This window comes from Sutterella sp. AM11-39 (assembly GCF_003472385.1).
GTDB lineage: Bacteria > Pseudomonadota > Gammaproteobacteria > Burkholderiales > Burkholderiaceae_F > Duodenibacillus > Duodenibacillus intestinigallinarum.
On sequence record NZ_QRLV01000031.1, the window covers coordinates 1 to 556 of the forward strand.

Here is a 556-nt window from a genome sequence, read left to right on the forward strand (position 1 = left end):
GCCGGACGAGAAGCTTGCGGCGAGCTTCAGTTTCGAGTCGTTCAATGGCACGACACAGACAACGACCGCTGGTTTAACTTCCTGACCAACGATATGGATTTGAAACCGGAGCAGATTGCGGCGCTGTACAAGGAACGCTGACAGATCGAGCTCTTCTTCAAGAAAATCAAGCAGAACCTGAAGATCAAAAGCTTCATTGGCACCAACGAAAACGCCGTCATGAGCCAAATTTGGACAGCTGCCATTGTGACGCTGCTCATCGAGGTGCTCAAGCAGAGATCCTTGCACAAATGGTCTTTTCCAAAGCTTCTGCACTTCGTCCGTCTGAATCTCATGACACACAAAAGTCTGCGAGTCTGGCTTGACTATCCTGATGTACGAATGAATGACGGAAAACGAAACCTGGAGAAGCCTCCGGAGATAGGAATGCAGGCGCAATTACCCTTTTAATCGCAAGAGAGGGGCTACTTTTTGTCCCGAAAATGCAAGCCTTTGATTTGAAAGGAGGTGACTTCCGTCTAAGCGGGAATGCATATTTTCAATTTGGACAGCAGTG

The 556-nt window shown here is 48.4% G+C and carries 1 pseudogene; it reads left to right on the forward strand.

Annotated elements, in window-relative coordinates:
• Positions 1-117 precede the first annotated feature (117 nt).
• Positions 118-241, forward strand: a pseudogene (locus tag DW133_RS10315) (transposase); the annotation flags it as partial.
• Positions 242-556: the final 315 nt, after the last annotated feature.